The sequence below is a fragment of the Desulfomicrobium escambiense DSM 10707 genome, from assembly GCF_000428825.1.
Taxonomy (GTDB): Bacteria; Desulfobacterota; Desulfovibrionia; order Desulfovibrionales; family Desulfomicrobiaceae; genus Desulfomicrobium; species Desulfomicrobium escambiense.
On sequence record NZ_AUAR01000020.1, the window covers coordinates 55,580 to 76,872 of the forward strand.

Annotated in this window: 19 protein-coding genes; 12 read left to right on the forward strand and 7 right to left on the reverse strand. The window is 65.0% G+C overall.

The features are described 5' to 3' along the window. Window positions 1-18: 18 nt before the first annotated feature. The 5 genes from G394_RS0113930 (at window position 19) to alr (ending at window position 5,789) form a co-directional block, all read left to right on the forward strand. On the forward strand, window positions 19-2,328 hold the full coding sequence (locus G394_RS0113930; RefSeq protein WP_028578176.1) for a GspE/PulE family protein: 2,310 nt from the start codon (window positions 19-21) through the stop codon (window positions 2,326-2,328). A gap of 3 nt (window positions 2,329-2,331) precedes the next feature. Continuing rightward, window positions 2,332-2,724, forward strand: a complete 393-nt coding sequence (locus G394_RS0113935) for a hypothetical protein (protein WP_028578177.1) — start codon at window positions 2,332-2,334, stop codon at window positions 2,722-2,724. Window positions 2,725-2,787: 63 nt separating this feature from the next. Continuing rightward, a complete protein-coding gene (locus G394_RS0113940; RefSeq protein WP_028578178.1) occupies window positions 2,788-3,249 on the forward strand; it encodes an Hsp20/alpha crystallin family protein in 462 nt (153 codons plus the stop codon). Between the two features lie 57 nt (window positions 3,250-3,306). Then, complete coding sequence (locus tag G394_RS0113945) at window positions 3,307-4,641, forward strand: trypsin-like peptidase domain-containing protein (protein WP_028578179.1); 1,335 nt, start codon at window positions 3,307-3,309, stop codon at window positions 4,639-4,641. 23 nt (window positions 4,642-4,664) lie between these two features. Further along, window positions 4,665-5,789 (forward strand): alanine racemase, encoded by a 1,125-nt coding sequence (gene alr, locus G394_RS0113950; protein WP_028578180.1) that lies wholly within the window; start codon window positions 4,665-4,667, stop codon window positions 5,787-5,789. Between the two features lie 63 nt (window positions 5,790-5,852). Here the strand turns inward: alr and metC are convergent, their stop codons facing one another. Beyond that, window positions 5,853-7,010, reverse strand: a complete 1,158-nt coding sequence (gene metC, locus G394_RS0113955) for a cystathionine beta-lyase (protein WP_051307207.1) — start codon at window positions 7,008-7,010, stop codon at window positions 5,853-5,855. A 117-nt stretch (window positions 7,011-7,127) separates the two neighbouring features. Between metC and G394_RS19340 the strand changes: the two genes are divergently transcribed. Together G394_RS19340 and G394_RS19345 are read left to right on the forward strand one after the other, a co-directional pair. After that, window positions 7,128-7,868: an NlpC/P60 family protein gene (locus G394_RS19340; protein ID WP_084435675.1), complete on the forward strand. Its 741-nt coding sequence runs from the start codon at window positions 7,128-7,130 to the stop codon at window positions 7,866-7,868. 206 nt (window positions 7,869-8,074) lie between these two features. Beyond that, the gene (locus G394_RS19345) at window positions 8,075-8,464 is read left to right on the forward strand and encodes an NlpC/P60 family protein (protein ID WP_169725571.1); all 390 of its coding nucleotides are present in this window, start codon (window positions 8,075-8,077) and stop codon (window positions 8,462-8,464) included. On the opposite strand, the gene G394_RS0113970 is transcribed toward G394_RS19345, so the two are convergent. Then, on the reverse strand, window positions 8,439-8,819 hold the full coding sequence (locus G394_RS0113970) for a DUF2784 domain-containing protein (protein ID WP_028578182.1): 381 nt from the start codon (window positions 8,817-8,819) through the stop codon (window positions 8,439-8,441). The genes G394_RS19345 and G394_RS0113970 overlap by 26 nt on opposite strands. Window positions 8,820-8,877: 58 nt before the next feature. Further along, a complete protein-coding gene (locus tag G394_RS0113975) occupies window positions 8,878-12,084 on the reverse strand; it encodes a DEAD/DEAH box helicase (protein ID WP_028578183.1) in 3,207 nt (1,068 codons plus the stop codon). Window positions 12,085-12,447: 363 nt separating this feature from the next. Here G394_RS0113975 and G394_RS0113980 point away from each other — a divergent pair, with 363 nt between their 5' ends. Continuing rightward, window positions 12,448-14,601, forward strand: coding sequence for a RelA/SpoT family protein (locus G394_RS0113980; RefSeq protein ID WP_028578184.1), 2,154 nt, complete (start codon window positions 12,448-12,450; stop codon window positions 14,599-14,601). A 293-nt stretch (window positions 14,602-14,894) separates the two neighbouring features. Here the strand turns inward: G394_RS0113980 and G394_RS0113985 are convergent, their stop codons facing one another. From G394_RS0113985 to G394_RS0114000, 4 genes are read right to left on the reverse strand one after another with little or no spacing between them, the layout of a single operon-like run. After that, window positions 14,895-15,320 carry an FKBP-type peptidyl-prolyl cis-trans isomerase gene (locus G394_RS0113985; RefSeq protein WP_028578185.1) on the reverse strand — a complete coding sequence of 142 codons (426 nt, stop codon included), beginning with the start codon at window positions 15,318-15,320 and terminating at the stop codon, window positions 14,895-14,897. A 34-nt stretch (window positions 15,321-15,354) separates the two neighbouring features. Next, window positions 15,355-15,714 carry a hypothetical protein gene (locus tag G394_RS0113990; protein ID WP_028578186.1) on the reverse strand — a complete coding sequence of 120 codons (360 nt, stop codon included), beginning with the start codon at window positions 15,712-15,714 and terminating at the stop codon, window positions 15,355-15,357. After that, a complete protein-coding gene (locus G394_RS19350; RefSeq protein ID WP_051307210.1) occupies window positions 15,686-16,576 on the reverse strand; it encodes a zinc dependent phospholipase C family protein in 891 nt (296 codons plus the stop codon). The genes G394_RS0113990 and G394_RS19350 overlap by 29 nt, the downstream gene beginning before the upstream one ends. An 11-nt stretch (window positions 16,577-16,587) precedes the next feature. Next, window positions 16,588-18,183: a peptide chain release factor 3 gene (locus G394_RS0114000; protein ID WP_028578187.1), complete on the reverse strand. Its 1,596-nt coding sequence runs from the start codon at window positions 18,181-18,183 to the stop codon at window positions 16,588-16,590. 211 nt (window positions 18,184-18,394) lie between these two features. Here G394_RS0114000 and G394_RS21435 point away from each other — a divergent pair, with 211 nt between their 5' ends. From G394_RS21435 to G394_RS0114020, 4 genes are all read left to right on the forward strand, one after another. Continuing rightward, entirely contained in the window at window positions 18,395-18,613 is a 219-nt protein-coding gene (locus G394_RS21435; protein WP_169725572.1) for a hypothetical protein, read from the forward strand. Between the two features lie 176 nt (window positions 18,614-18,789). Further along, a complete protein-coding gene (locus G394_RS21440) occupies window positions 18,790-19,452 on the forward strand; it encodes a DUF533 domain-containing protein (protein WP_051307211.1) in 663 nt (220 codons plus the stop codon). A 38-nt stretch (window positions 19,453-19,490) separates the two neighbouring features. After that, complete coding sequence (locus G394_RS0114015; protein ID WP_028578190.1) at window positions 19,491-20,477, forward strand: TIGR00266 family protein; 987 nt, start codon at window positions 19,491-19,493, stop codon at window positions 20,475-20,477. A 127-nt stretch (window positions 20,478-20,604) separates the two neighbouring features. Further along, window positions 20,605-21,243: a hypothetical protein gene (locus G394_RS0114020; protein WP_028578191.1), complete on the forward strand. Its 639-nt coding sequence runs from the start codon at window positions 20,605-20,607 to the stop codon at window positions 21,241-21,243. Window positions 21,244-21,293 lie beyond the last annotated feature (50 nt).

The window sequence follows — 21,293 nt, forward strand, 5'->3', positions numbered from 1 at the left end:
CGAACGCGAGGATTCAGGATGCCCAAGACCCAGCTCATCGCCATTAAGAACATCTTTCAGGAAGCCCAGGCCTTCGAGATGGCCTGGAACAAGTGCCTGCCCGACCTCAAGGCCCTTTTCCAGGTCGACCAGATCCGTCTCTACCGCTGCGACGAGAAGAACTCCGAGCTCTACTCCGTGGTCCTGAAGGACGGTCGGCCGGCGGAGGTCCGGCTGCAGATTTCGGCATCCAGCGTGGCCGGCTACACGGCCATGTCCCTGCTGCCCCTCATCCTGAAGGGCATCGAGCCCGCCGACCTCGAGGCCGTGCACCCCAGCCTGCGCTTTGACCGGGAGTACGACAAGCTGGTCGGGTTCGACACGGAGAACCTCATCTCCATGCCCATCCAGTACGAAGACTCCCTGTTGGGCGTCCTGCAGCTCCTCAACAAGAAGGGCGGCGCGTTTTCACGGGAGGACGAGGCCTTCTGCCGGCTCATCGTCAGCATCATGGGCCAGAAGATGTTCGAGGAGCGCAAGCTCCCCAAGGGGCCCTACGAAAACCTCGTCATGCGCGGACTGGTGACCCGGCAGCAGCTCGACGACGTGCTATCCAGGTCGTCCAAGCGTGGGGTCTCGGCGTCGCGTCTGCTGCAGTACGATTACGGGGTCAGGGCCGAGGACATCGGCGCCTCCCTGGAGCTCTACTACCAGACGCCCTTCGTGCGCTTTCAGGACAATCCCGTTTCCGACCAGGTCCTCAAGGGCATGAACCGGCAGTATCTGCTCAACAACCTCTGGGTGCCGCTGCAGGTCCGGGGCGACAGGGCCGTGGTCCTGGTGCACAACCCCCACGACTCCGAGATGATCGAGGAGATCCGCCGGACCATGAATGTCCACGAATTCGAGTTCAAGGTCGGTCTGCCCGAGGAGATCCTGGCCTTCCTGGGCGACCGCAGCCAGCTCCCGAAGAACGGCGGGGCCGCCAAGACCAAGTTCGAGGCGAAGCTGCCGGAGGAGATGGACGAGGACGAGCTGTCCGTGGACGACGACTTCGGCGAGGATCTGGCCGACACCTTCGCCGATCTGGAGGAGATCGCCGAGGAAGGGCTCGAGGTCTCGCAGGTCGAGGAGGAGGACATCTCCCAGGAGAGCCGCCAGCTGGCCGTGCGCTTCGTGAACAAGGTCATCATGCACGCCCACAAGGCCGGCGCGTCGGACATCCACATCGAGCCGGCCAAGCCCGGCCGCCCCGGCATGGTGCGCATGCGCATCGACGGCTCCTGCGAGCGCGTCCTGTCCATTCCCGAGAGCATCATCAAGCCCGTCATCTCGCGCATCAAGATCATCTCCAACCTGAACATCTCCGAGCGCCGCCTGCCCCAGGACGGCAAGGCCAAGGTCCGCTTCAAGGGGCGCGAACTGGAGCTGCGTATCGCCACCCTGCCCACGGTCTACGGCGAGAGCGCGGTCCTGCGCATGCTTTCCTCGGGCCGGTCCATGCCCTTCGACAAGCTCAACCTGAGCGACGCCAACAGGGCGCACATCGAGCGGCTCGTGGTCAAGCCCCACGGCATATTCCTGGTGGTCGGCCCCACGGGGTCGGGCAAGACCACGACCCTGCACTCCATCCTGGCGCGCATCAACACGCCGGACAGGAAGATCTGGACCGTCGAGGACCCGGTTGAAATCACCCAGCCGGGCCTGCAGCAGGTGCAGGTGGACCCGGCCATCGGCCTCGACTTCCCCCGCATCATGCGCTCCTTCCTGCGCGCCGACCCGGACGTCATCCTGGTCGGCGAAATGCGCGACCTGCAGACCGCCCAGATCGGCGTGGAGGCCTCCCTGACGGGCCACATGGTCTTTTCCACCCTGCACACCAACTCCGCGGCCGAGACCGTGACGCGCCTTCTGGAGATGGGCATCGAATCCCTCAACTTCTCCGAGGCCCTGCACGGCATCCTGGCCCAGCGCCTGGTCAAGACTCTCTGCCCGCAATGCAGGGAGGAACATGCGCCCACGGACGAGGAATGGACATTTCTGGTCCAGCAGTACGGCGAGAAGTATTTCCCGGAACTCGGCCTGGACCGTGCCACGGCCAGGACGTACCGGGCCAAGGGGTGCGGGCGCTGCTCCATGACGGGATACCGCGGCCGGACGGGCATTCACGAACTGCTCGTGGCCACGCCGGAAATACGCAAGGCCATCTCCCGCCGCATGACGGCCGACGAGATCGCCGAAATGGCCATTGAACAAGGCATGCGGACCTTGTATCAGGATGGCATCGCCAAGATATTCAAGGGGGACATCGACATCCTTCAACTGCAGAAAGTTACCCTGGCGGAGTAGCGCATGGAAGAGCCTGCCGAAAAGACCGAGGCGACGGCCGTTGAAGAGCCGGTGGTCATCCCGCCGAACCTCAAGCTGCGGCTCGAGAAGTGCCCCAAGTGCGACTATGAGCGGAGAGAGGGGGATGACGATTTCGCCTCCCCCTTCGAGTGCCCCAAGTGCGGGGTGGTGTACGCCCTGGCCATGGAGGAGGTGCGCCGGCGCGACCGGGGGCAGGAGATGCAGGACGAAGCCGAGGCCGACGCGCTGCGCCGTCTGGCCCAGGCCCAGGACGAGAACCTCCGCAGCTCCCAGGTGGGCAGCGCCATGTTCGTGGGCCAGGAGAAGACGAAGGTTTGGATGATCGTGGCCGGGGTGCTGATCCTGGCGGCCGCGTGCGCGTTCCTTTTTCTGTGATGCCTGCCGCCGCCCCGTATCGGGGGCGCAGGTGCGATGCAACCGTGTGACCGATGGTGAGGTATGGCCAAGCTTTTTCCCTGGGATCCGTGGCTTGAGATGGAGTGCCTGAAGGAGGACATGAAGAGGCTGGTGGAGGATTCTGTCTGCCCATCGCCCTTTGCCGAGGGCCTCAGGAGGCTGGGGCAGTTCCGCCCCCTGGCCGACGTGGTGGAGACGACCGATGGCTTTCTCATCATGGTGGAGTTGCCGGGGCTGGAACGCGAGGACGTTTCTCTGGAGGTGCACGGAAGCGAACTGGCGATATTCGGCGAACGCAAGCCGCCCGCCGATCTCGCCGGGGTCGCCTTCCAGAGCATGGAGCGCTCCTACGGCTGTTTTTCGCGTCGTTTCGCCCTGCCCATGGAAATCGACCCGCCGTCCGTCGAAGCCAGGATGCGGGCCGGGCTGCTGCACGTTTTCGTTCCAAAACGCGTCGCCAAGCCGGAGAACAGGACCATCTCCATCACCTTCGAGGAAGAGTGACGCTTCGGGGGGTGCCTGCATCCCTGCGTTGAGGACGTTCATCAAGGAGAAGATGCTGTGAGGATATCGCGACTTCTGGCCGTACTCGTTTTCTGGGCGCTCACGAGCGCCCATTTTGCTGCGGCGTCAAACTCCGACGTGCGCATGACCCCCGTCGTGCGCACGGTGCGGGAGGTGGCCCCGGCCGTGGTCAACATCCATACCGCGCGCATCGTCGAGCAGGATGTCAACCCCTTCGGCACGCTCTTCGACGACCAGCTCTTCCGGCACTTCTTCGGCGACCAGGACCTGACCAGGCGCTTCGAGCAGCGCAGCCTGGGCTCGGGCGTCATCATCGACGGCCGCAAGAACCTGGTCCTGACCAACGCCCACGTCATCGAGGGCGCCTCGACCATCCGCGTCCGCCTGCTCGACGGACGGCAGTACGACGGCGAACTGGTGGGCTCTGACCCGGACTTCGACCTGGCCGTGCTGCACCTCAAAGACGCCCGGGATCTGCCCCAGGTGGCCATGGGCGACTCCTCGGACATGATGATCGGCGAGACGGTCATCGCCATCGGCAACCCCTTCGGCTTCGGCAACACCGTGACCACGGGCGTGGTCTCGGCCATGGGCCGGACCATCGAAACCAAGCAGGGCACCTTCACGGATTTCATCCAGACCGACGCGGCCATCAACCCCGGCAACAGCGGCGGCCCCCTCATGAACCTGGCCGGCGAGCTGGTCGGCATCAACACGGCCATCTACGCCGAGGCCCAGGGCATCGGCTTCGCCATCCCCATCAACAAGGCCCGGCGCGTCGTCGACGAGCTGGTCAGTCTGGGCCGGGTCCAGGCCGTGTGGCTCGGGCTGGAGGGGCAGGACGTGGACGAGCGCATCGCCAGCTACCTTGGTCTCGCTGAGGCCCGCGGCATGGTCGTGACCCAGGTCCACGAGCCCGCCGTGGAGCGGGCCGGGATCAGGCCGGGCGACGTGATCATGGCCGTGGGCCGGGTCGACGTCGAGGACCGCGACCACTATTTGCGCATCCTCAGGAACTACACCCTCGGCCAGGACGTCCCCCTCGACGTGGCCGGCCAGGGCGGCCGGCGCACGGTCACGGTCCGCATGCAGCCCTTCACGGACGAGAAGGCCCTGGAAATGGCCGAAAAACGCTGGGGACTGACCGTGCAGGTCCGCGGCCGCGGCCTGGTCGTGGCCGGCGTGCGGCCCGGCAGCCCGGCCCAGCAGCTCGGTCTCAAACCCGGGGACGCCCTGGTCAAGGTCGCCGGGGAGGCGCAGGCCTCGGTCACGGATTTCGCACGAGCCTTCAAGCGTTACCGCATGGCCAACACCGTGATGCTGCTCGTCGCCCGCGACGGCCGGGGCTATCACGTGCGCCTGCGGGTCTGACCCGACAACCTAAGGACACACCGATGAGCATCTGGTACAATCATGTGCGCACGCGCATCCGCATGGGCGCGATCGTCGATAATTTCACCCTGATCCGTGGCCGCGCGGCCAACCCCGCGCCGGTCATCAAGTCCGACGCGTACGGGCACGGCCTGCGCGAGACGGCCAGGGCCCTGTTTGCCGCCGGGGCGCGGACCATGGCCGCAGGCACCGTGGGCGAGGCCGCCGTCCTCAAGGAGACGACGCCGGGCGCGGAGGTCATCTCCCTGCTTGGGCCCATCGACGCGGCGGATTACGGGCTGGTCTGCGAACACGACATCATCCCCTTTGCAGGCAGCTCCGAGCAGCTGCTCCTGCTGGAAGAGGCCGCGTCCAGGGCGGGCGTGCCGGTACGGGTCGCCCTCAAGTTCGACACGGGCATGTCCCGGCTCGGGTTCGGGGCAGACGAGGCCGGCGGGGTGGCGGATCTTCTGGAGGGGCTCGGCAACGTCCGGGCGGTCATGGCCGCCTCGCATCTGGCCACGGCCGACGACCCCGACCAGGACGGGTACGCGCAGGAGCAGGCCGGGCGCTTCGAGGGCATCCTGCACGCCCTGCATGCGCGGGGCCTCGACGTGCAGGGCAGCCTGGCCAATTCCGCGGCCATCTTCGGACACCCGCGGACGCACCACGGCCTGCAGCGGCCGGGCATAGCGCTCTACGGCGGCAACCCCTTCCACGGCACCGGCCTTGCGCATCTGGGCCAGGGGCTCAAGCAGGGCATGGACGTGGCCAGCCGCCTGGTGCAGGTCCGGACCATCCCGGCCGGCCGCACCGTCAGCTACGGGCGGACCTTCACCGCCACGCAGGAGACGCGCGTCGGCATCGTCGCCGTGGGCTACGCCGACAACTACTCCCGCGGGCTGTCCTCGCGGGCCCAGATGCTCGTCCACGGCCGCAGGGTCGATGTGCTCGGCCGGGTCTGCATGCAGCTCACGGCCGTGGATCTGGGGCCCGTGCCCGAGGCCGCCGTGGGGGACGAGGTCTTCGTCCTCGGCGGGCCCGGCGGGAACGCCATCAGTGCAGATGAATTGGCCGCCTGGTGGGGGACCATCACCTACGAGGTCTTCTGCCTGCTGGGTCAGAACCCGCGCGAATACGTCGAGTAGGCGCACCGTCTGCCGGCTCGAAACACATCGCGCCGTTCCCGTGCACGCGGGGACGGCGCGTTTTCATTCCGCGAGCCGGTCCAGTCCCTGCCGCAGGTCGTCCAGCAGGTCCTGCGGGTCTTCCAGGCCGATGTTCAGGCGGATGAGCGTCCTGTCCTGCAGCGGGCCGCCAAAGCGCCGCGCAGGGCGTCCCGTGGTCGCCAGGCTCATGAAGCCGCCCCAGCTGTAGCCGATGCCGAAGAGCTGCAGGCTGTCGAGGAAGCGGCCGAGGGCGTCGTCAGGGTATTCCTTTTTCAGCGTGATGGCGAAGAGCCCCGACGAGCCGCGGAAGTCCCGCTTCCAGCGGTCGTGCTGGGGGTGGGAGGGCAGGGCGGGGTGGAGAACCATGTCCACCAGAGGATGTCCGGCCAGGCCCGAGGCCACGGCCAGGGCCGAGGCCTGGTGCGCGCGCATGCGCACGTCCAGAGTCTTGAGCCCCCGCAGGGCGAGGGCGCAGTCTTCGGGCGAAGCGTAGATCTCGCGGCAGGCGTAGAAGTCGGCCAGGGTCTGCGCGTGGTCCGCGTTGACTGACACCGAACCCATGAGCAGGTCCGAGTGGCCGCAGATGTACTTGGTCACGGACTGGATGACCACATCCACGCCCAGCGCGAAGGGGTCGAGAAACAGAGGCGTGGCCCAGGTGTTGTCGAGGACCGTGACGATCCTGCGCCTGCGCGCCTCGGCGGTCACGGCCGGGATGTCCTGGATCTCGAAGGTGATGGAGCCGGGGGACTCCAGGAAGACGAGGCGCGTCTCGGGACGCAGGAACTGCGTGATATCCGCACCGACGTCCGGCGGGACGGCGTCGCAGCGCACGCCGAATTTCCCGAGGACCTCGCGGCAGAAGCGGGTCGTGGGCCCGTAGGCGTTGTCGCAGACCAGCACGTGGTCGCCGGCCTGCACAAAGGCCATGAGCGTCTCGGAGATGGCGCTGATGCCCGAGGGGAAGACCCGCGTCAGGGCGGCCCTCTCCAGGTCCTGCAGGGCTTCCTCCAGCATGCGTTGCTGGGGCAGGCGGTCTGTGCCGTAGGTGATGCCGGGGTATTCGCCCCGTCCTGCCCGCAGGAAGTCGGCGTGGCTGTCGAAGAGGACGGTGGAGCCGCGCTGGACCGGAGGGCTGACGGTGCGTGCGGCCGGGCAAGGCGTGAGGGGGGCGTGGATCAGTCGTGTGGAGGGGCGCATGGGGGAACTCCCGTGTTTAGCAAGAACCGTGCGGAAGAAAATTGGGCTTGAGGTTTTGACGAAAGGGATTTCCTCGTGTAGGTACTCCCGAAATATTCTGGAACAGGAGGGGAAGCTATGGGTTTTCGACACAGTGGGCAAGGCCCTGTTGACTGGCTGCACGTGCTGTGCGCGTTTCTCTTCGCCCTGGCCCTCGCCGGCGGGGGATGCGCCCCCAAGGCTGCGGGACCTGGTTCCGCAGGCATGCAGGCTCCGGATCAGCAGACCGCCTGTGCGCCTGTGACGACCCCGGAAAACGCTCCCGTTCCCGCTCCGCCCCGCGAGGCCGACTTCTCGGCAGTTTTCGACGAACACGATCATCTTTTCGGCGATATGTCCCTGAACGGGGACGTTGAAGACGGCGAGCAGGAAGACGCGGCCATGACGCAGGACTCCCTCGAATCCGTCGAGGACGTTCCCTCCGTCAGCGATATCGTGCTGGCCCAGTACGAGGATTGGCAGGGTGTCAGATACCGTCCCGGGGGGACCGACTACCGCGGCGTGGATTGCTCCGGGCTGGTCCAGGCCATCTTCCGGGATGCCTTCGAGGTGGACCTGCCCCGCAGTTCCACCGACCAGGCCAGGCTCGGAGAGGCAGTGCCCAAGGGCGACATCCGTCCCGGCGACCTCCTGTACTTCATCGACCGCGGCCGCAAGCACGTCGGCGTGGCGGTCAACGATCGTCAGTTCATCCACGCGTCCCGCCGCAAGGGCGTGATCATCTCCAAATTCGAAGGCTACTGGTCCAAGCGTCTCATCCGCGTCCGCCGGATTCTCGACGAAAAGGACCAGGACGCGCTGATGCGCAAGGGCGGCTGAGGCCCGAGTCTCGCCCCGATCCCGCCCCGGCGGCGGCACATGGGAAAATGGGCATGCGCTGTCTCACGTTTCCGATTCCCTTCATCCGACCGCTCCTCGTTCTCGCCGCCTGCGCCCTTTTCCTGTCCGCCGGCTGCGCATCCAAGACTGTCATCCAGTCTGTCCCGTCTCCTCCTCCCGTTCAGCAGCCCGCCAGGCAGCCTGCCGTGACGGAAACCCTCCTGGCCAGATACGAGGCCTGGAAGGGCGTTCCGCACCGCATCGGCGGCACGGACCACCGTGGCGTGGACTGTTCGGGACTCATGCAGATCGTTTTCCGGGAAGCCTTCGACATGGAACTGCCGCGCACCTCGCGGGAGCAGAGCCGGCTTGGGCAGAACGTGCCGCCGGCCGACATGCGGCCCGGCGATCTGGTCTATTTCATCGACAAGCGCGGCGATCACATCGGCGTTGTGGTCGAGCGGGGCAGGTTCCTGCACGCGTCCGCGACCGTCGGGGTGACGGTATCGCAGTTCGATGCCTACTGGTGGCCGCGCCTCAAGCGGGTGCAGCGCGTGCTGCCGCCTTCCCTCACCGCGGCCCAGTCCGGTTTCTGAGCCTCCTGGCCAGCATCCATCCGTACATCCCTCCATTGATCAGCAGCACAGCCGCGGCCAGGGCCAGCTGAACCCCCCGCGTCAGCCCTTCGGGGTAGATGACCGCCAGCAGGTAGTGCTCCATGAAACTCCCGTCGTACCCGGCCTGGCCGGCCCGGCGCAACAGCTCGTTTTCCAGGTCCGTCAGGGGGCAGTACCACCCCGCGGCCTCGACCAGGAAGCCCCAGACGACGGCGGGAAGATGGATGAAGGCGAAGCGCGGCCGGCGCGGCACGGCCAGGGAGCCGAAAACCACCAGGCAGATGAAGAGCAGGTGCAGGACAAGGACGGCGTTTGCGGCCAGGAGATGGAGCATGATCGGCCCCGCAACGTGAAGCGGGGAAGGAGTCGCCCCCTTCCCCGCGTGTTCGGTTCTAGACTTCGAAGAGCATTTCCAGGTCCGACCTGGTGAGGCTCTTCCAGGCCGTCTGGCCGGGTATGATGGAGTCGGCGATGCCTTTCTTGGACTCCTGGAGCTTCAAAATCTTCTCCTCGACCGTGTTCTCGCAGATCATCTTGTAGGCGAAGACCTGGCGGGTCTGGCCGATGCGGTGCGTGCGGTCCGTGGCCTGGTCCTCCACGGCCGGGTTCCACCACGGGTCGTAGTGGATGACGTAGTCGGCCGAGGTCAGGTTGAGGCCCGTGCCGCCCGCTTTGAGCGAGATCAGGAAGATGGGGATCTCGGGCGTGTTGTTGAACTTGTCGACCTGCTCGAAGCGGTCCTTCGACGTGCCGTCGAGGTAGCAGAAGGGGATCTCGACCATGTGCAGCCAGTTGCGGATGATATGCAGCATCTGCACGAATTGCGAGAAGACGAGCACCTTGTGGCCGTCGTCGATGATGGAGGTCACGAGGTCCTTGAAGGCCTCGAACTTGCCCGAGGACAGGTTGGCGTTGAAGCCGGGCATGTCGAGCTTTAAGAGGCGCGGGTGGCAGCAGATCTGGCGCAGCTTCAAAAGCGCGTCCAGAATGGAGATCTGGCTCTGGCCGATGCCCTTCTCGTCAACGTCCTGCAGGACCTGTTCTTTCAGCTTCTTGGCCAGGGCGGCGTAGAGGTCGCGCTGGTCGTCCAGCAGGGCCGAGTAGTAGATGTTCTCGACCTTGGGCGGCAGGTCCTTGGCCACCTCGTTCTTGGTGCGGCGCAGGATGAAGGGTTTGACGCGGGCCTTCAGGTAGCCCAGGCTGTCGTCGTCGCCGTCCTTGATGGGCTTGACGAAGCCCTTCTGGAAGGAGGCCTGGGAGCCCAGGAAGCCGGGCATGAGAAACTCGAACAGGGACCACAGCTCAAGAAGCGTGTTCTCGATGGGCGTGCCCGACAGGCAGAGGCGGAAGCGGGCCTGCATCTTGCGCACGCTTCGGGCCGTGATGGTGTTCGGGTTCTTGATGTTCTGGGCTTCGTCCAGGATGATGGCGTTGAACTCGAACTTCATCAGCTCGTCCAGGTCCCGGCGCAGCAGGGCGTAGGTCGTGATGATGAGTTCCGAGGATTCGATCTTCTTGAAGAGGTTCTCGCGCCGGGCGCCGTAGATGACCAGGCGCTTCATGTCCGGCACGAACTTCTGGGCCTCGCGCTCCCAGTTGGGCAGGACCGAGGTCGGCACGATGATGAGGTTGGGGCCCTTGTGACCCTGCTCCTTCATATACTGCAGGAAGGTTAGGGTCTGGATGGTCTTGCCCAGGCCCATCTCGTCGGCCAGGATGCCACCGAAGTGGTACTCGCGCAGGAAGTTCAGGTAGCTCACGCCCTGCATCTGGTAGGGGCGCAGGGTGGCGGTCAGGCCCTTGGGCTGGGTGATCTGCTTGATCTCCTGGAAGTCGTTGATCTTGTCACGCAGCGTGTTCCAGAACCCGTCGGACGTGGTCTCGGGGATGTCCTCGAGAATCTTGTCCAGGACCGGGGCCTCGAAATTCTCGAAGCGCTTCTTGGGCGGCTTCTCGGGGTCCAGGCCCAGGGCGATGAGCTTGTGGCCGAGCTTCTCGAGCCACGATTCGGGCAGGCTCGTGTAGGAGCCGTCCTTCAGTTGCACGTAGCGCTTGCCCTGGGTCCAGGCCTTCCAAATCTTGTCGATGGGCACGGAGATGTCGTCGTATTCGACGTTTATCTCCAGGTTGAACCACTTGTCCTCTTCCTGGGTCTCCACCGTGGCCACGACGTTGGGAGGCGTCAGGCGGACCTTGTAGCGGGTCAGCTCCTTCTCGCCGTAGACGCGGTAGGCCTCGACCAGCTTGGGGTAGGCGTCCAGCAGGAAGGTGATGGCCTCTTCGGGCTCCAGGAACCATATGGAGCTGCTTCTGGGCTGGAAATTCATGTCCACCAGGGTCGTCAGCAGGGCCTCTTCCTCCTCCTGGTCGCGGCGGATGAGGAAGGACTTGCCCTCGAACTGGTAGCTGCCGGTCTGCAGGTCCTGGTTGGGGCCGGGCAGGGAGATGTCGCCGTGCTCGGTCTCGTAGATGTTCTGGATCTCGAGCGTCAGCAGGCTCCCCTCTTCGTTGAGGTAGAGCTTGGGGTTGTAGGTGGCCGGCACGAAGATGGGCTGCATGCGTTCCAGGAACTCGTCCTGGCCGTGCAGGTCCGAGGCCGGGATTTGGGTCCAGACGCGGTCCAGGAACTCCGAGATGTCGGCGTGGGGGATGACCGGCGGCGCGGTGACCAGATCCTGGATGAGGCTCGGACGCAGGCCCGTCTGCACGGGGTAGAAGCTGTGCTTCAGGCAGACCCACAGGGGCAGGTGGCCGTAGAAGGACACGTTCTGGTTCAGGATGGAGAAGGGCACCTTGCCTTCGCGGCCAAGCATGATGTCGAAGGTCAGACCCTCGTCCGTGAACTTGGGGCGCAGCTGCAGGCGCATGGGCGTGCTCTCGATGCGCACGGGCTGTTCGGACTCCTCCCAGAGCTGGTAGTACTCGTTCTTGATGGCCCAGAAGAACCAGGTCATGAGGCCGAAAGGTATCTCCACCCGGTGGCCGTAGTAGTCGAGGTACTGACCGATCTGCTCGCAGACCCTGGGCAGTTCGGGCGAGATTTCGCACCAGTCGGGGTTGCGGACGATCTGCTCCAGGGTCACGGGGTTCTGGACCGTGGAGAGGCCGGACTTGTTCTGGCGCGCGCGGAAGAACTCGACCTGCAGGCGGCCGGGTTCGGCGAAGAAGCGGTAGATGAAGTAGTGGTGGCCCGGTTCCGGCTCCAGGGCGGTGGAGAAGAAATAGCGGAAGCTCTGCTTCCATTCGGACTTGACGGGCTGGGCCTCGTTTTCATGTTTGACGTCCATTTTCGAGAGCAGGCCCAGGGCCGTGGCCGCCACGTGGCGGCAGATGCCGGAAAAGGAATCTTCGCAGTTGCAGTAGGAATGGACGCTGCCGTGGTCCAGATTGATGCCCAGTTCGGACGTATAGGTCTGGAATTCGTCTCCCTGGATCTGACCCTCGACGTCCCAGGTCTCCTCGTCGCGGCGGACGTCGATCTTCTGGATGCCGCCGTCGGCAATGAGGTACTGGGCCCCGTCGCGGATATGCTCGGGGATGTTGTCAGACAAAAATGAGTTCAGGATGTGCTGAACGCGTGATTCGACGGAAGTAGGCATTTTGAGGGTTTATCTCCTAAAACCGCATTGGCGGTGATGTGGGCCGTGTCCGCGCGGGACGGCGGAAATCAAGAGCTGCCGAAGTTCGCACGGTACATCGGTCCATCTAATCAAATCAGAATTCTTTATCAAGAGCCGGGTGAACTTTGGGCGCATCTTTTTCCAGCTGGCCGGAAAAATACATTATCTGCTGCGCATATCTCGTGAAATGGTGGGGGAAACCCCGCCGGATCAGGGGAAACGTATGACATTGCGGCCGACGTCAGCGAGGGAAGAAAGCGAAAGAGAAGTTGACTTTTTGGGGGGCGAAGGCCAATTTCAAGCTGGAAGCGACTCCATCCCCTTGGGGCCAAAGGACAAAACATGATCCGCATTACCGACATCCTGGACCAGGCGTCCACGTACCTCTCCCCGACGGATGTGGCGCTCATCCAGAAAGCCTATGTTTTCTCCGCCGCGGCCCACGCGGGGCAGATTCGCCTTTCGGGCGAGCCCTATCTGTCCCATCCCCTGGAGGTCAGCAACATCCTCGTGGACCTCCGCCTCGACGCGGCCACCATCGTGGCCGGTCTGCTGCACGACACGGTGGAGGACACGGACGCCTCTGTGCCGCAGATCGTGGAGCAGTTCGGGCCCGAGGTCGGCGCCATCGTCGAGGGCGTGACCAAGATCAGCAAGATGAATTTCGAGTCCAAGGAGCAGGCCCAGGCCGAGAACATCCGCAAGATGATCCTGGCCATGGCCGACGACATCCGGGTCATCCTCGTCAAACTTGCCGACCGCCTGCACAACATCTCCACCCTGGAGTTTCAGAAGGAGTACAAGCAGCGCGCCATCGCCCAGGAGACGCTGGGCATCTACGCCCCCCTGGCCAACCGTCTGGGCCTCTACCGCATCAAGGTGCAGCTCGAGAACTACGGCCTGCGGTACCTGAAGCCCGACGTCTACGCCCAGATCTCCGAAGGCATCAACCGCTACCAGGACCAGGGGCAGGCCTACATCGACAAGGTCTGCGCCATGATCCAGGACATCCTGGAGCAGAACGACATCAAGGGCCGCGTCAAGGGCCGGGTCAAGCACGTCTACTCCATCTACCACAAGATGAAGCAGCGCGGCCTGACCCTGGACCAGATCTTCGACATGATCGCCTTCCGCGTCGTGGTCAACAACCTGCGCGAGTGCTACACAGTGCTGGGGCTGGTGCACTCCCTCTGGAAGCCGGTGCCTGGCAAGTTCAAGGACTACATCTCCATGCCCAAGGCCAATATGTACCAGAGCCTGCACTCCACGGTCATCGGGCCCGACGGCGAGCGCATCGAGATCCAGATCCGCACCGAGGAGATGCACCAGCTGGCCGAGAACGGCGTGGCCGCCCACTGGTCCTACAAGGAGCGCGGCAGCAAGAAGGCCCAGGACGCCGAGCGCTTCAGCTGGCTGCGCCAGATCCTGGACTGGCAGGGCGACCTCAAGGACTCCCGCGACTTCATGTCCACCCTGAGCCTCGACCTCTTTCAGGACGAGGTCTACGTCTTCACGCCTAAGGGTCAGGTCAAGGAATTGCCCGAAGGGGCCACGCCCGTGGACTTCGCCTACACCATCCACACGGAGGTCGGGAACCACTGCGCCGGGGCCAAGGTCAACGGCCGCATCGTGCCCCTCAACACGCCGCTCAAAAACGGCGACACCATCGAGATCATCACCGACGCCTCCCGCAACCCCAGTCGCGACTGGCTGCACTTCGTCAAGTCCGGCAAGGCGCGCTCGCGCATCAAGCACTGGATCGGCACCGAGGAACGGGCCCGCAGCCTGGCCCTGGCCAAGGAACTCCTGGAGAAGGAGGGCCGGCGCATGGGCATCAACGTGGCCAAGGCCATCAAGAACGGTGAGTTCGACCCGGTGGTCAAGGAGTTCTCGTTCCGCCACATCGACGATCTCTTTTCCGCCGTGGGGCATGGTCGCATCACGGCCCGCCAGCTGCTCAGGAAGCTCCTGCCCAAGGAGGAGCAGAAGCCCGAGGAGCGCAAACAGTCCGACAAGGCGGCCGCGGCTCCGGCCAAGCCCAAGGACTCCTCCGACGCCATCAGCATCAAGGGCGTGGATGGGGTGCTCATCCGCTACGCCCAGTGCTGCAACCCCCTGCCCGGCGATCCCATCATCGGCTACATCAGCCGCGGCCTGGGCGTGACCATCCACACCCAGGACTGCCCCAACGTGGCCAACATGGAGGTCGAGCGCCTCATCGACGTCAGCTGGGGCGGCGAGGAGGAGTCCAAGGTCCTGCCGGCCAGGATCAAGGTCATCTGCAAGAACCAGCGCGGCGTGCTCGGCATGGTCAGCGGCCTGCTGGCCAAGGAGGGCATCAACATCGATTCGGGCCAGTTCACCTCGGGCGTGGACGGCATGTCGGAGCTCGACTTCGTCATCGAGGTCAAGACTACGACCCAGCTTTACGGGATCATCGAGAAACTGCGCAATCTCGAGTCCGTCCACGAGGTGACGCGCTCCTCGGCGGGGTGAGATAGGGGGCCGTGACGCTCACGGCGTCAGGAACAGGAAAGGGGTTTCGGCATGCGGCTGGAATCCCTTTTTTGTCATGGCGTGAAGGCTTTTTTGGGGTGAGGAGGTGCGTTGAAAGGCATGGATTCCCGCCTTCGCGGGAATGACTCGATACTGACTCGTAACGATGTGTCATTCCCGCGAAGGCGGGAATCCATGGGCGAAGGTCCGAGCGTTTTCGTTTCGGATGGCGTCATTCCCGCGAAGGCGGGAATCCATGCCGTTTGTCCGAAACGACCGCCGCTGGGGCGCGGTCAGCCCACGCTGACCAGTTCGATCTCGAAGGTCAGGGCGAAGCCCGCCAGGGGGTGGTTGGCGTCGAGGGTGACGTCGGTGTCGTCGAGCTCCACGATCAGGGCCGGGATCTCGTTGCCATCGGGGGAACGCAGGACGAGCTGCTCGCCCAGGGCAGGCTTGATCTCCGCCGGGAAGGACGTGCGCGGGATGCTGATGACCATCTCCTCGTTGTGGGCGCCGTAGGCCTCCTCCTCGGGGATGGTCACGGTCACGCTCTGGCCCGGTTCCAGCCCGACGATGGCCTTTTCGAAACCGGGAATGACCATGTCCTGGCCGAGGATGACTTCGAGGGGTTCGCGGCCCCGGGAGGAGTCGAACTGGGTGCCGTCGTCCAGGGTGCCGGTGTAGTGAACCAGAACCCTGGTTCCTGCTGCAAGTGCCATGATGCGTCCTTCTTCGGTAAGAGTGTTGGGAAAGTTATCCGGCGCGTTCAAGGTCCCTGAGCCAGACCTCCAGGGCGTTGGGCTGTCCGGGCTGGTGGTCGTCGGGGTAGAGCAGGGCCGACATGTAGAAGACGCTGCCGATGTCCAGGCTGCGCCGGGCGCTTTGGGAGAACATGTCCAGCCGGTTTTCGACCATGGGCCGCCGTTCGGGGCTGATGGCCTGCAGCAAGGGCGCGGCGTCCTCCGCCAAGCTCGCCAGGAGTTCGGCCTTGCGGCGCATGCCTTCGCGGTATCCGTCGTCGTCGCCCTTGCTGTGCAGGAGATCCAGGGCGGTTTCCTCCGCCTCCCGGACCAGTCGAATCCGTTCACGCAGAAAATCGAGTAAATTCCTCATGGAGACCTCCGTGTTCTTTCAGGCAGGCTTCAAGCCGCGTGTCCAGGGGGAAGATCAGTCCATCCCCGTGAGCCGTGTAAAAGGATCGTTGCCTGCGTTGGAATCTGCGGATCTGGCTCAGGTTCGAGCTGCCGATGGGGTCGCATTCCAGTACCGGCGAACGCATGGGGTTCTGCAGAAGATCGAAGACCAGGTCCTGGGCATAGGAGATGGCCTCGGAGATGAAGACCTTCTTGCTCGAAAACGGCAGCAGGTCGCGAACGACGCGCAGGGAGTTCTTGTAGGTGCGCTTCTCCACCAGCCGCAGGCTCTGGCGGAAGATGCGCTTCTTGATGAAGAAAGGGACCTTTCTCTGTCCCATGGTCGCCACCAGCGTATCATCGGCGTCGGGGTGCGGCACGCGGAATATCCGCGATGCCTGCTTGCGCGGGCATTCGACCTGCAGGTCCGCGAGCATCTCGACGTAGGTGTGGGCGAACTTTCCCCGCCCGGCCGAGAATCCGAGCATGTTGGGCACGAAGTAGTTGTGGGCGATGACGTCGGCGGCCAGGTGGGACAGGTAGCCATAGGCGTAGGCCTGAGCTTCGGCGCTCTCGGCCTGGCGCAGCAGGGCCCGACCCATGTCCCAGTTGTGGGAGTGCTTGGGCGTGTAGGCGCAGCCCTTGCCGATGAAGATGTCGGCCGACAGGCAGCCGTAGAGGTACTGTTCGGGGTGTGACGCCAGGACTGAAGCCAGGGCCGGGGCGAAGAGGTGCAGATGGGCCAGGACGTTGTTGCCGATGGCCATGTGCACGCCGGGCCCCCAGGCCAGGGCGTCCTGGGGCAGGAGAAGGAGAAGCAGAAAAGCGAAGATAAGGGCCATGTTCCCCCGGGTCAGTTCTTTTCCCGCGTGGCGTGGAAGGTGATGTCCGGCCACTGCTCCATGATGTATTCCAGGCGCCAGGCGCTGTCCACCAGCAGGGCCAGGTTGCCCTCGGAGTCCGTGGACAGGGAGTGGAGCAGCTCCTTCTGGAAGCGGCCGAGCAGGGACTTGTCGTCGCAATGGACCCAGCGCGCGGCCGAGAGGTTGACCGGGGCGTAGATGGCGTCCACCGAATATTCATCTTTAAGACGCGAAACGATGACGTCAAACTGCAGCACACCCACGGCACCCAGGATGTAGTCGTTGCCGATCATGGGCCGGAAGACCTGCACGGCCCCTTCCTCGGCCAGCTGCTCCAGGCCCTTCTGCAGCTGCTTGGCCTTCAGCGGGCTCTTCAGGATGACCTTGCGGAAATGCTCGGGCGCGAAGTTCGGGATGCCCGTGAACTTGAGCTCCTCCTTGGTCGAGAAGGTGTCGCCGATGCGGATGGTGCCGTGGTTGTGCAGGCCGATGATGTCGCCCGCGAAGGCCTCTTCCACGCCCGTGCGGTCCTGGGCCATGAAGATGGTGGCGTTCGAGATCTGCACGTCCTTGCCGATGCGGTGGTGGCGGATCTTCATGCCCTTGACGTACTTGCCCGAGCAGATGCGCATGAAGGCGATGCGGTCGCGGTGGGCCTTGTCCATGTTCGCCTGGATCTTGAAGACCACGCCCGAGAACTCCTCCTCGAAGGGCGAGACCTCGCGCGTCACGGTCGGGCGGGACCGGGGGTGGGGGGCCAGCTCGACGAAGGTGTCGAGCATCTCCTGCACGCCGAAGTTGTTGATGGCGCTGCCGAAGAAGACCGGGGTCTGGGTCCCGGCCAGGTAGCGCTCCACGGAAAAGGGGTTGCCGGCCCCTTCCAGCAGCTCCAGGTCGCGGCGCAGGTCCTGGGCCTGCAGGCCCAGCAGCTCGTCGAGCTTGGGGTCGTTCACGTCGTCGATGACCACGCCCTGCTGTATGCGGCCGCCGTGGGTGGCCGAGAAGAGGTGGATCTGCTTCTTGTAGATGGAGTAGGTACCCTTGAAGCCCTTGCCCATGCCGATGGGCCAGCTCAATGGGGCGCATTCGATGCCCAGGTGCTCCTCGATGTCGGCCAGCACGTCCAGGGGGTCCAGGCCGTCGCGGTCGAGCTTGTTGATGAAGGTCATGATGGGCGTGTTGCGCATGCGGCAGACGTCCATGAGCTTGCGGGTCTGGGCCTCGACGCCTTTGGCGCTGTCGATGACCAGCAGGGCGGAGTCCACGGCAGTCAGCACGCGGTAGGTGTCCTCGGAGAAGTCCTCGTGGCCCGGCGTGTCCAGAAGGTTCACGTCGTAGCCGTTGTACTCGAACTTCATGACCGAGGTGGTCACGGAGATGCCGCGTTCCTGCTCCATCTTCATCCAGTCCGAGGTGGCGTGGCGGGACGCCTTGCGCGACTTGACCGTGCCGGCCATGTTGATGGCACCGCCGAAGAGCAGCAGCTTCTCCGTCAGGGTCGTCTTGCCCGCGTCCGGGTGGCTGATGATGCCGAAGGTCCGGCGTTTTTCCACGTTCTGTCGAATTTCTCGTGCGAGTGCGCTCATGAGTCTCTCCCGATGCAATCTGGCCCGGTGCAGGGCCAAGGAGGCAGTAGGCGCGATATCGGGAACAGTCAAGGAAGGCCGGGTTCGCTCAAATTGTGAAAATTTTCGCCAATCCCTTGACCCCGCTTCCGGCTCTGCTAAGCTGAACCAAAATACTTTCCTATCATTCAACCAGTTATGGAGGTGTGCCATGCAGTATGCGGAAAAGGATATGCCCGTTCGGTTGCACGACGGGGAAATGCTCGTCCTGGACGACGGCAACGAAGTGCGCTGGGAAAGCAACGGCGAGGCCAAGGCGGTGTTCGTCGGCAGCAGTTTCGATGCGACCATGGAGCTTTTCCCGGGTCAGGAGGAGACGGTCAACATCGGTGGCAAGAATTTCGTGCTGACCGCCTTTTTCGAGGACGCCATGGAGGTCAAGAAGGCCTGACGGGCCCCGCGGCCGGGGAGTTTTGCTCCTTCATCAGAGATGACAGGGGACGCATGGCGGTTCCCCGTGGCGGCGTGGCCGTTGCGGGGAACCGGCTTTTCCGGCCCCCTTCACGCCGGGGCCGGGCTGGGTTAGAGACTTCAGGGAGGCGGGAGCGTCCCGCCCGTGGAGGCAACATGATCGATGCGGAAAAAGTGCTCAAGGGGCTCTTGGGCAGCAAGGGGGCCCTGGGCGGCCTCGGGCGGGGCTCGCTGCCGGGAAAGGCCGCGGTGGGTCTGGGGCTTCTGGGCGTGGCCATGGCCGCCTTCGAACATTTTACGGAGCAGAAGGGTGCGACCGCACGGGGGCCGATCCCTGCGGGAGGCCCCGGCGTCCCTCCCCCGCCTCCGGCCGGCAGGGTTCAGACGCCGCCCCCGCCGCCTGGCAGCGCGCCGTCTGCGGCTCCGTCCGCCCCGACCCCGCCGCCCCCGCCTCCGGCCGCCGTGCCGGCAGACCCGGTGCTGCTGATCCGGGCCATGATCGCCGCGGCCAATGCCGACGGCGTCCTCGACGACACGGAGCGCATGCGCATCCTGGCCCAGCTCGAAGGCACGGGGCTGAGCGACGAGGAGAAGGACTTCCTGTCCGCGGAGTTCGGCACCCCCAGATCCCTGGAGGAGATTGCCGCCGCCGTGGACGGGCAGGCCGCGGCGGCGCAGGTTTTCACGGTCTCGCTCATGGCCGTGGAGGCGGACACTCCCGAGGAGCGGGAGTATTTCGAAACGCTGAGGGTGGTGCTGAGTCTTACGGACGAACAGGCCCGGTCCATCGCCCGGCGCCTCGGCCGGGGCTGTGCATAGGCCGGGGTCCGCGAACGTTTTTTTGCAGGAGAGGACGCATGTCACAATGGTATCTGAGTTTCGACGGACGCCAGGAAGGGCCCTTCGACCTGGCTCAGGCCCAGGCCCGGGCGCGCATGAATCCCCAGGGCTTCGCCTGGCGCGAGGGCTTCGCCCAGTGGGTGCCCATCTCCCAGCTCGCGGAGCTGTCCCCGGAGCGCCCCGCGGTCATGGCGCCCCCGCCGCCCGTCGGGCGCGGCACGGACGAGATCGATTTCAAGATCGTCGGCCACGAGATGCAGTTCGTGGAGATCGAACTCGACCCCGGCGAGAGCGCCGTGGCCGAGGCCGGGGCCATGATGTACAAGGACGAGGCCATCCACATGGAGGCCGTGTTCGGCGACGGTTCGGGGGCGGCGGGCGACTCGTTCATGGACAAGCTGCTGGGCGCGGGCAAGCGCATCATCACCGGCGAGAGCCTGTTCATGACGGTCTTCACCCACACGGGCCAGGGCAAGGGCCGTGTGGCCTTCGGCGCGCCGTACCCCGGCAACATCATCCCCCTGTCCCTGAGCACGGTGAACGGGACCCTCATCTGCCAGAAGGACTGCTTCCTCTGCGCGGCCAAGGGCGTGTCCATCGGCATCCATTTCCAGCGCAAGATCCTGACGGGCCTGTTCGGCGGCGAAGGGTTCATCATGCAGCGCCTGGACGGCGACGGCCAGGTCTTCATGCACGCCGGCGGCACGGTGGTGGAGCGGGCCCTGAAGCCCGGCGAGGTCCTGGACGTGGACACGGGCTGCCTCGTGGCCATGGAACGGACCGTGGAGTTCGACATCAGGCAGGCCGGCAACATCAAGACCGCTCTCTTCGGCGGCGAGGGCCTCTTCTTCGCCCGCGTCCAGGGGCCGGGCCGGGTCTGGCTGCAGTCCCTGCCCTTTTCCAGGCTGGCCGGGCGGATGCTGCAGTCTGCCCCGGGCATGGGCGGGTCCAAGGACGAGGGCTCGGTCCTCGGGCCTCTGGGCACCCTGCTCGGCGGACGCTGAGACCATCCTGGACAAACGATCGGCGGGCCGGGGGGCGACTTCCCGGCCCGTTTCGCGTTGCAAGGGGTCGCTTGCGAGGTTCCTGCCCATGGCGTAGAAGCGCGCCATGACAAAAGGAGGTGCCCACATGAAGTGGTACGCATATTTCATCATGATCGCGGCAGTGCTGTGCGCGACGGGGGCCGGGGCAGCCGAAACGCCGGCCGCGTCCCTGGCCAACGTGCAGCGGGCCATCGACGGCAACGATCAGGTGCTGCTCGAAAAGTACGTCGACCTGCGCGGCATCATCGCCCGCGGGGTGGACGTGTTCGTCAAGGACTACGCGGCGCATCCTGCCGGGGAGGGCGGGGATCCCATGCTCGACATGCTCTCCGGCGGCCTGGCGGCCCAGTCCGGCACCGCGGCCGACCAGTCCATGAAGCTCATGCTCATCGAGGAGACGCGCAAGTTCGTCATCCGCGGCGTGGCTTCGGGCGATTTCTCCGGCCGGCCGTCGCAGCGGCAGGACCTGCCCGAGGGCGGCATCTTTTCCGTGCTCTTCGCCGACGTGTCCACGGCCCGCAAGGAACTGCGCGGCGTGCAGGTGCAGCCGCCCAAGGGCGACCTGGCAGCGGCATCGGCCACCATGTTCGACCACGGCAGCAAGCGCGGCTATCCGGTGAAACTGGGCCTCAAGCGCCAGGCCGAAGGGTACTGGAAGGTCACGGACGTGACCAACATGGCGGAACTCATCCGCATCGTGCGCAAGGAGGCCGAGGCGCGGTAGACCGGACTTCCTTCAGCCTTCGTTCCACAGGAAAGCCCCGCCCGGCGGGG

Bases quoted from the DNA above. Each gene is read 5' to 3' on its own strand.
- G394_RS0113930 (WP_028578176.1), top strand. From the start codon at position 19: ATGCCCAAGACCCAGCTCATCGCCATTAAGAACATCTTTCAGGAAGCC.
- G394_RS0113935 (WP_028578177.1), top strand. From the start codon at position 2,332: ATGGAAGAGCCTGCCGAAAAGACCGAGGCGACGGCCGTTGAAGAGCCG.
- G394_RS0113940 (WP_028578178.1), top strand. From the start codon at position 2,788: ATGGCCAAGCTTTTTCCCTGGGATCCGTGGCTTGAGATGGAGTGCCTG.
- alr (WP_028578180.1), top strand. From the start codon at position 4,665: ATGAGCATCTGGTACAATCATGTGCGCACGCGCATCCGCATGGGCGCG.
- metC (WP_051307207.1), bottom strand. From the start codon at position 7,010: ATGCGCCCCTCCACACGACTGATCCACGCCCCCCTCACGCCTTGCCCG.
- G394_RS19340 (WP_084435675.1), top strand. From the start codon at position 7,128: ATGGGTTTTCGACACAGTGGGCAAGGCCCTGTTGACTGGCTGCACGTG.
- G394_RS0113970 (WP_028578182.1), bottom strand. From the start codon at position 8,819: ATGCTCCATCTCCTGGCCGCAAACGCCGTCCTTGTCCTGCACCTGCTC.
- G394_RS0113975 (WP_028578183.1), bottom strand. From the start codon at position 12,084: ATGCCTACTTCCGTCGAATCACGCGTTCAGCACATCCTGAACTCATTT.
- G394_RS0113980 (WP_028578184.1), top strand. From the start codon at position 12,448: ATGATCCGCATTACCGACATCCTGGACCAGGCGTCCACGTACCTCTCC.
- G394_RS0113985 (WP_028578185.1), bottom strand. From the start codon at position 15,320: ATGGCACTTGCAGCAGGAACCAGGGTTCTGGTTCACTACACCGGCACC.
- G394_RS0113990 (WP_028578186.1), bottom strand. From the start codon at position 15,714: ATGAGGAATTTACTCGATTTTCTGCGTGAACGGATTCGACTGGTCCGG.
- G394_RS19350 (WP_051307210.1), bottom strand. From the start codon at position 16,576: ATGGCCCTTATCTTCGCTTTTCTGCTTCTCCTTCTCCTGCCCCAGGAC.
- G394_RS0114000 (WP_028578187.1), bottom strand. From the start codon at position 18,183: ATGAGCGCACTCGCACGAGAAATTCGACAGAACGTGGAAAAACGCCGG.
- G394_RS21435 (WP_169725572.1), top strand. From the start codon at position 18,395: ATGCCCGTTCGGTTGCACGACGGGGAAATGCTCGTCCTGGACGACGGC.
- G394_RS21440 (WP_051307211.1), top strand. From the start codon at position 18,790: ATGATCGATGCGGAAAAAGTGCTCAAGGGGCTCTTGGGCAGCAAGGGG.
- G394_RS0114015 (WP_028578190.1), top strand. From the start codon at position 19,491: ATGTCACAATGGTATCTGAGTTTCGACGGACGCCAGGAAGGGCCCTTC.
- G394_RS0114020 (WP_028578191.1), top strand. From the start codon at position 20,605: ATGAAGTGGTACGCATATTTCATCATGATCGCGGCAGTGCTGTGCGCG.